We start from the raw sequence: 8,762 nt of genomic DNA, 5'->3' as shown, positions 1-8,762 counted from the left end.
TATCGCGAAATATCATTTTGAGGAATTCTAACAGCAGTTTCTATTGGTAGTGTAAGTTGGGCAAAGTGTTTTATTTTTTTAAGTATTTCAAAGTAAAATTACATGTTAATACGTAGTATTAATGGCGAGACTCCTGAGGGAGCAGTGCCAGTCGAAGACCGAGGCTGAGACGGCACCCTAGGAAAGCGAAGCCATTCAATACGAAGTATTGTATAAATAGAGAACAGCAGCAAGATATTTTCTAATTGAAAATCATCTTACTGCTGTTTTTTAGGAATCGATGGGGTTTAAAAATTGATGATAGTTATCAATGGATATGTCTCTGGTTTGAATCGTCTTACCGAATGAATACGAAATATCTATAATATTTTCAATTTCAAGTTCGGCAGTTTTGTCTTGAGCAATGTCATAAATGACTGCATGCCAATGTCCATGTTTACACAAAAGGCCAATAAATATAACGTTTTCAGCTTTAATATTATCATCAACCCTATGATCTACTAACATCACATTTCGTTCTGTACAATAAATTAAAATGTCGGAAAACAGCATTGGGAGTGTCATATGTTGTGTGTCATCAAATTTAATATAAAAGTCCATGCGTTTAAGCAATTTTCTTAAGCGTGTTTGTGGAAGACTTAAACATTGTTTTATAATTGCGTTGATTTCGCTTTTATATGGTAATGTCGAGTACGACTGACTTTCATTAAGCACTAAAAATAAGGCCGATAATTGTGTTTCAGATAAGTTTAATGCAATTTTAGATTGTGCTTGTTGTATTTGGTAACCACCATTTTTCCCATAATGCGCATAAATTTTAACACCTTGATTTTCTAAATCATCAATATCTCTTAAAATTGTGCGTTTGGATACGTTGCAATATTTAGCTAATTCTAAAGCGGTCATTTTTTTATTTTGTTGAATTGCAGTAATTATTAAATTTTGCCTTTCAGCTTTATTCATGACAGCCACCTCCTAAAAGATGATATATTACACAAAGTATAACATAAGAGTGACAATGAGGACATTTTCAATATCTTTTTAAAAAAATCGGAAAAATTTTGTGGAAAACGCTTACATTTTAAAAAAGATTGTGCTATGATATTACTTGTAACAGGGGGAGCGATTAAACAAAGGGGTAGAGCTATATAACAGATAGCTTTTAATCGTTCAAGTTACATCACAACATCTTCAATATTTATTACTTACTTTCCTTTCTATTTGTCGGCTAGCACGTGACTAGCCGATTTTTTTATGCATAAAATGAAGAAGTCTTCAGTTGTATTGTTGATTCTTTTAATATAGGGTAATAATAAAATGATAATGATATGAGAAGTGGTGGACGAAATGACAGATAAAACATTACAGCAAATAGATAAGTTAATATGTTCGTGGTTGAAACAAATAGACAATGTTATTCCGCAATTAATTATGGAAATGACTACAGAAACTAAGCGTCATCGATTTGATTTAGTTACAAATGTAGATAAACAGATTCAACAACAATTTCAACAATTTTTAGCAACACATTTTCCGGAACACCAACTATTAGCGGAAGAAAAAAGTAATGCAATGATTACGAATGAAATTAATCATTTATGGATTATGGATCCCATTGATGGAACTGCCAATTTAGTAAAACAGCAAGAAGATTATTGTATTATATTGGCGTATTTTTATGAAGGTAAACCAATGTTATCGTACGTATATGATTATCCGCATAAAAAGCTTTATAAAGCAATACGAGGAGAAGGTGCTTTTTGTAATGGAATTAAGATGGAAGAACCACCATCATTAAAATTGGAAGACGCTATTATATCGTTTAATGCACAAGTAATGAATCTGGATACGGTACAAGATTTATTTGACGCCTCATTTAGTTATCGTTTAGTTGGTGCTTGCGGATTAGATTCTATGCGAGTGGCAAAAGGTCAATTTGGGGCACATATTAATACAAATCCTAAACCTTGGGACATTGCTGCACAGTTTTTATTTGCAGAAATATTGAATCTAAAAATGACGACTTTAGATGGTAAGGCAATTGATCATTTAAAGGGTGCACCTTTTATTATAAGTAATAAAGCATGTCATGAAACGGTACTTAAAATTTTAAATGCAAATGGTGGTTATCAAAAATACAGATAGATATTCTCTAGAGATAAAAAATGATAAAAAATAGTTATACGTCTACAGAAGTATAGTAAAAAAATTATTTTACTATATAATAAATAGAGAAAACAGACAAAGTATGTAAGGAATAGTAAAGGAGTGGTGGGATTGAAACGTTCGTCTAAAAGTAAAATGAGCCTACCGAAAAAAATATTTTTATGGGTATTCGGTATTTTAGTAATCTTAGCGATTGTGGCTGTTGTGTATGTAGCTGCTAAAATTTTTATTACTGGTAATAAGATACACAATCCGTTAGATCGCAATCATTCAGAATTAAGAGATAAAAAAGTGAGTTTAAACGATGGTGATCCATTCACAATCGCTTTATTTGGTGTCGATTCAGATGCTGATCGTAAGAAAAAGGGTGGTGGAGAGCGTAGTGATAGTATTATGATTTTATCTATCAACCCTAAAACGAAGAAAACTGAAATAGTAAGTATACCGCGAGATACAAGAGCGGAAATTGTTGGCCGTGGTACTACTGAAAAAATTGCACATGCCTATGCATATGGTGGACCAAATATGGCTGTTAAATCACTTGAAAAATTAATGAATGTGCCAATTGATCATTATGCGACAATCGATATGGATGGTTTGCATAATATGATAGATAGCATCGGCGGTGTTGATGTAGTAAGTAATGATACATTCACTGTTGATGGTGTTCGTTTTACAAAAGGACAGCAGACACATGTAAATGGTGATCAAGCATTGAAGTTTATTAGAAGTCGTAAAGAAGAAGGTGCTGGTGGTGACTTTGGTCGACAACAACGTCAGCAAATTGTACTTGAAGCGATGGCTAATAAGATTGCAAGTCCATCATCGATTACACATTTTAATAGTCTAATGAATGAAATTCAAAATAATGTTAAAACAGATTTAACATTAGGTGATTTGAATACGATTAGAAGCAATTATAAAGATGCTAATGACACGATTAATAAACATCAATTGAGTGGTCAAGGCGGCATTCAAAGTGACGGATTGTACTACTTCATTCCTAGTGAGCAGTCAAAAGCTGAAAGTACTAAGTTATTAAAAGATAATCTAGAGTAGTAAACTAAGGGAAAATAAGTTATCAAAATTGTACACAAATTAATTAGATAGAATGATCTGTAAATAGAATAACGAATAGAACTAATAGCCCGTAAATAGAAGGTGATAACACTTTGTATTTATGGGCTATTTTATTTAATGCCTGATTTGATTTTTATAAATTAATCCATTACAAATTTAATTTAAAGATAAATCTTACCTTCTAAATGATAGTAGATATTTATCAAACTTGGGTTATTAATTTTCAGAAAAAGGGTATTTATAAATAGTATAACGATTTTTAGGTGAGGTGATTATTAAATATTGTCATTAATAAGGTTGTGAAAGATATGGCAAAAAGCGTGAAACAGATAATTGGAAAACTAATAATGATAATTATTTTCAATTAAACAAAAAGATGATTTAATTTCGCGCAAAATATTTCAAATAAAAATGATTGTAAAAAGGCAAAATACAAAATTTCACTTAACAACTAGTACATAAAGTAATACAATTAAATTAATTCTATCTGAAAGATGTGTGGGGCATCGTTATTTTAGGTGGATATGAGCAATTTATTAAAAGTCATTTACGGAAAATATATATAGACGGGGTGAGTAATATGCAAGAACATTTGGTGGTTACACTTGATGGAAAAGATTATCTTGTAGAACCAGGTACGAATTTACTTGAATTTATTAAATCACAAGATACTTTTGTACCTTCAATTTGTTATAACGAGTCGATGGGACCAATTCAAACATGTGATACATGTACTGTTGAAATTGACGGTAAAATTGAACGTTCATGTAGTACGGTGATTGATCGTCCAATGACTGTAAATACTGTGAACAATGATGTGAAAGATGCTCAAAAAGAAGCGCTTGATCGAATTTTAGAAAAGCATATGCTGTATTGTACAGTATGTGATTATAATAATGGTGATTGTGAAATTCATAATACGATGGATGCATGGGGGCTTCAGCATCAAACGTATGAATATAAAGAGAAGCCATACGAAAAAGATTACGGCCCATTTTATCGTTATGATCCAAATCAATGTATCTTATGTGGGCGTTGTGTAGAAGCATGTCAAGATATCGAAGTGAATGAAACTATTAGAATTGATTGGGATCGTGAACATCCACGTGTTATTTGGGATAATGATGTACCGATTAATGAGTCTTCATGTGTATCTTGTGGTCAATGTGCGACGGTATGTCCATGTAATGCCATGATGGAAGTGAATATGGAAGGTAATGCGGGTTATATGACTGATACGGAACCTGGTTCATTAGCAGCAATGATTGATTTAACTAAAAAAGCAGAACCTGGTTATGGTCCACTATTTGCAATCTCAGATTCAGAAGCAGAAATGCGTAAAGAGCGTATTAAGAAAACTAAAACAGTGTGTACTTATTGTGGTGTGGGTTGTTCATTTGAAGTTTGGACTAAAGATAGAGAAATTTTAAAAGTACAACCATCACATGATTCTCCAGCAAATAAAATTGCGACTTGTGTTAAAGGTAAGTTTTCATGGGGACATATTAATTCAGATCAACGATTAACTAAACCACTAGTAAGGAAAAATGGTGAGTTCCATGAAGTAGAATGGGATGAAGCTTTAAATGTCATTGCAGATAATTTTACATCTATTAAAGAAAAGTATGGCCCAGATGCACTATCATTCATTTCTTCTTCTAAAGCGACGAATGAAGAATCGTATTTAATGCAAAAATTAGCAAGACAAGTTATTGGCACAAATAACGTTGATAACTGTTCAAGATATTGCCAAGCACCTGCAACAAAAGGCTTATTTAGAACGGTTGGACACGGCGGTGACTCAGGTAGTATTGAAGATTTAGAAAAAGCGGCAATGTCTGTATTGATAGGTACCAATACAGCCGAAGCACACCCAGTTATTGCATCACGCATGAAACGTGCTCAAAAATTATTTGGACAAAAAATACATGTGTTTGATATTAGAAAACATGAAATGGCTGAACGTGCGGATCGTTTTTATCAACCGAAACCAGGTACGGATTTAGCGTGGTTAAGCGCAGTGACTAAGTATATTATTGATCATGATTTACACGATAAAGCATTTATCGATGAGTGGGTAGATGATTTTGATGAATATTACAAATCATTAGAAACATTTACAATGGCTTTTGCTGAAGAAGCAACAGGTATTCCTGAATCAGAATTGATTAAATTTGCTGAAGAATGTGCTAAAGCTGAATCTGTTGTAATTTGTTGGGCAATGGGTATTACACAACAAGACATTGGTAGTGACTCAAGTACAGCGATTTCAAACTTATTATTAGTAACAGGTAATTATCGTCGTCCTGGTACTGGTGCGTATCCATTACGTGGACATAATAATGTTCAAGGATGTAGTGATATGGGAAGTATGCCTGATAAGATTACTGGTTATCAAAGTATTGAAGCGGATGATATTCGCGCTAAATTTGAAAAAGAATATGGCGTTAAATTGAATCCAAAAGCTGGTAAAGATAATCATGAAATGGTAGAAGGTATACATGACGGAGAAGTACACTCATTGTACTTATATGGTGAAGATACGGGTATTGTGGATTCAAATATTAATTTTGTACAAGCTGCGTTTGAAAAATTAGATTTCATGGTAGTCCAAGATGAATTTTTAACATTCACAGCAACATACGCAGATGTTGTATTGCCAGCAAGTCCTTCACTTGAAAAAGACGGTACTTTTACAAATACCGAACGTCGTATTCAACGTTTATACCAAGCATTAGAACCTCTTGGTGATTCAAAACCTGACTGGAAAATTTTCCAAGCAATTGCTAATAGATTAGGATTTGATTGGAATTACAAGCATCCTAGTGAAATTATGGATGAAGTAGCACGCTTAACACCTCTATATGCTGGGGTAAGTTATGATCGTTTAGAAGGATTCAATAGTTTACAATGGCCAGTACAACCTGATGGTACTGATGAGCCTATTCTATACTTAGAAGGATTCAATTTTGATAATGGTAAAGCAAAATTATTCCCATTATCATTTGATAATTACTTTAAGCAAGATGAAATTTATGATATTCATGTAAACAATGGTCGATTGTTAGAGCACTTCCATGAAGGTAATATGACTTATCAAACACCAATGATTAAATACAAAGTGCCACGTGCATTTGTTGAAATTTCTCCAGAGCTTGCTGAAGATAGAGGCATTCATGAAGGTGCAGAAGTTAAGCTGATTTCTGAAACAGGAGAAGCGGTATTACAAGTTCACGTGACAGATCGTGTTAAAGGTAAAGAAATCTATATTCCATTAAATAATGATGCGATGGAAAATGGAGATCTTGGCGCAATTAACTTATTAACTAATAGTGATGTTGATCAATACACGGATACACCATCTTATAAACGTACAAGCTGTCGTTTGGAGGTAATTACGAAACGTGGTAAGTCACCGTTGAACCCTAATAATTTCCGTGTCAATAAAAAACGTCATCCGCAGTACAGTGTTCAAGTACAGAAAAAATGGGAACGTCCAGATTATGTTTTCCCAGGAAATCAGGTGGATAAATAATGGCTGAGAGAATATCTTCTAAAATTAGACGCTTAGAAAAATCAGAAGAACAAATTAAGTTAGAAAGTTTAAATGAAGTTACAGAGGCAATTGCAGCGAATAAAGATAGTATATTAAAAGCAATCAAGCTTATTAAAACATTAGATGATGCAAAACTATTAGATGCTTTAAATGGTGCAATTCGAGGACGTCAAGTCATCATAAATAAATTTGCAGTTGAACTTAATAAAGATATTTATACAGGGCTATTATCTAATATGGCTTCAATGGTATTTTTATTAGGTGAACTCAATGTATCAGATTTAAGCGACTTCCTAAATAAAGTTAATAAAGGATTACACGTTGCCAATCAAGCGAGTCCAAATGCTAAGACAACTATAAGAAGTCTATTGGGCGTATTGAAAGATGACGACATGAACCGTAGTTTAACATACATGCTTAATATGCTAAAAGGTATGTCTCGAGAAGAATAACATTACAATGAAAAAGTGTTTCTACATGCAAGCAGTGTAGGAGCACTTTTTTTAATTTTTGTAAAAATTAAAAAGGGTGTTTTTGATGGAATAAATGAATAATATTGAAAAACAAAAAAATCACGTGCTATTGTGAATCAATCATCGACAGGCCTATGAAACATCATGTATTATTATGATTATGTAAGTTATTTAAATAAAAAGGGTGAGTGCATATTAATTCGAGAATGTTAAAAACGTCAGCTGTAATTTCTAATACATTATTAGTCATAGGTTTAGTCTGTCTATTTATGATGAAATTAGTGTTAGCTATTACTTTTTTTGCTGTTTCATTATCAATTAGTCTAGTTGTCTTTAATATGATGTTCAGAGATAGAACAACGATGAAAGTAATCGTTAACGCTTCTTTTTTAATCGTAATATTAGCGATTGTAGTGGCATATTTTTTATTGTCTAAGTAAGAAAAATGAGGTTTTGTCTATATGAAGAAGAATTTCAAGTTACGCATTTCAACGCTACTATTGATAGTTATTTTAGTTGTTTTTGCTGTATTACTCATCGTGAATGAAACTAAATTGTTTAAAAATGATGTGAATTACTCTTTTGATGAGGCTGTTTCAATGCAACAAGGGAAAGGTATTGTACAGACAAAAGAAGAGGATGGTAAATTTGTTGAAGCAAATAATAATGAAATTGCTAAAGCAATGACTATTTCACATAAAGACAATGATATGAAGTATATGGATATCACAGAAAAAGTGCCAATGTCGGAATCTGAAGTTAACCAATTGCTAAAAGGTAAGGGGATTTTAGAAAATCGAGGGAAAGTTTTTCTAGAAGCTCAAGAAAAATATGAGGTTAATGTCATTTATCTTGTTAGCCATGCATTAGTAGAAACAGGTAACGGCAAATCAGAATTAGCAAAAGGCATTAAAGATGGAAAAAAACGCTATTACAACTTTTTTGGTATAGGAGCATTCGATAGTAGTGCTGTTCGTAGTGGGAAAAGTTATGCTGAAAAGGAACAATGGACATCACCAGATAAGGCGATTATTGGTGGTGCAAAGTTCATTCGTAATGAATATTTTGAAAACAATCAACTGAATTTATATCAAATGCGATGGAATCCAGAAAATCCTGCGCAACATCAATATGCGAGTGACATTCGCTGGGCAGATAAAATTGCCAAATTAATGGATAAATCCTATAAGCAGTTTGGTATAAAGAAAGATGATATTAGACAAACATATTATAAATAAGACATCGGTGCTTAAAGGAGCTGGAACAATTTATTGTTTCGAGCTCCTTTAGCACATTCTGAGTGTGTTAGTTAAATGGATTTTAACCTAACAAAAAACGCGGGAGTGGGACAGAAATGATAAAGAGCCACTAATGATTTATTATGTAGTGGTTCTTACACATTAGCCACAGCTAATGTGTACTTAAAAATAGGAATACATGAGTAAAACTCATGCATAAGAAATACTAATTTCTATAGAAAAAGTATT

General features: G+C 32.7%; 7 protein-coding genes. 6 read left to right on the top strand and 1 reads right to left on the bottom strand.

The genetic code is table 11. The features are described 5' to 3' along the window. Positions 1-270: 270 nt before the first annotated feature. A complete protein-coding gene (locus HMPREF3247_RS03835) occupies positions 271-963 on the bottom strand; it encodes a helix-turn-helix transcriptional regulator (RefSeq protein ID WP_001030125.1) in 693 nt (230 codons plus the stop codon). 384 nt (positions 964-1,347) lie between these two features. Here HMPREF3247_RS03835 and HMPREF3247_RS03830 point away from each other — a divergent pair, with 384 nt between their 5' ends. The 6 genes from HMPREF3247_RS03830 (at position 1,348) to HMPREF3247_RS03805 (ending at position 8,513) form a co-directional block, all read left to right on the top strand. After that, the gene (locus HMPREF3247_RS03830; RefSeq protein WP_000130450.1) at positions 1,348-2,145 is read left to right on the top strand and encodes an inositol monophosphatase family protein; all 798 of its coding nucleotides are present in this window, start codon (positions 1,348-1,350) and stop codon (positions 2,143-2,145) included. Positions 2,146-2,277: 132 nt separating this feature from the next. Further along, the gene (locus tag HMPREF3247_RS03825; RefSeq protein WP_000831055.1) at positions 2,278-3,225 is read left to right on the top strand and encodes an LCP family glycopolymer transferase; all 948 of its coding nucleotides are present in this window, start codon (positions 2,278-2,280) and stop codon (positions 3,223-3,225) included. Between the two features lie 601 nt (positions 3,226-3,826). After that, positions 3,827-6,781, top strand: coding sequence for a formate dehydrogenase subunit alpha (fdhF, locus tag HMPREF3247_RS03820; protein ID WP_001155277.1), 2,955 nt, complete (start codon positions 3,827-3,829; stop codon positions 6,779-6,781). Further along, positions 6,781-7,254: a helical membrane plugin domain-containing protein gene (locus tag HMPREF3247_RS03815; RefSeq protein WP_000840811.1), complete on the top strand. Its 474-nt coding sequence runs from the start codon at positions 6,781-6,783 to the stop codon at positions 7,252-7,254. Before fdhF ends, HMPREF3247_RS03815 begins: the two co-directional genes overlap by 1 nt. A gap of 227 nt (positions 7,255-7,481) precedes the next feature. Beyond that, a complete protein-coding gene (locus tag HMPREF3247_RS03810) occupies positions 7,482-7,715 on the top strand; it encodes a hypothetical protein (RefSeq protein WP_000921246.1) in 234 nt (77 codons plus the stop codon). Positions 7,716-7,736: 21 nt separating this feature from the next. Next, positions 7,737-8,513, top strand: a complete 777-nt coding sequence (locus tag HMPREF3247_RS03805) for an N-acetylglucosaminidase (protein ID WP_000739224.1) — start codon at positions 7,737-7,739, stop codon at positions 8,511-8,513. Positions 8,514-8,762 lie beyond the last annotated feature (249 nt).

Source organism: Staphylococcus sp. HMSC36A10 (assembly GCF_001838845.1).
Classification (GTDB): Bacteria; Bacillota; Bacilli; order Staphylococcales; family Staphylococcaceae; genus Staphylococcus; species Staphylococcus aureus.
This window is presented reverse-complemented; position numbering and strand designations above follow the sequence as displayed.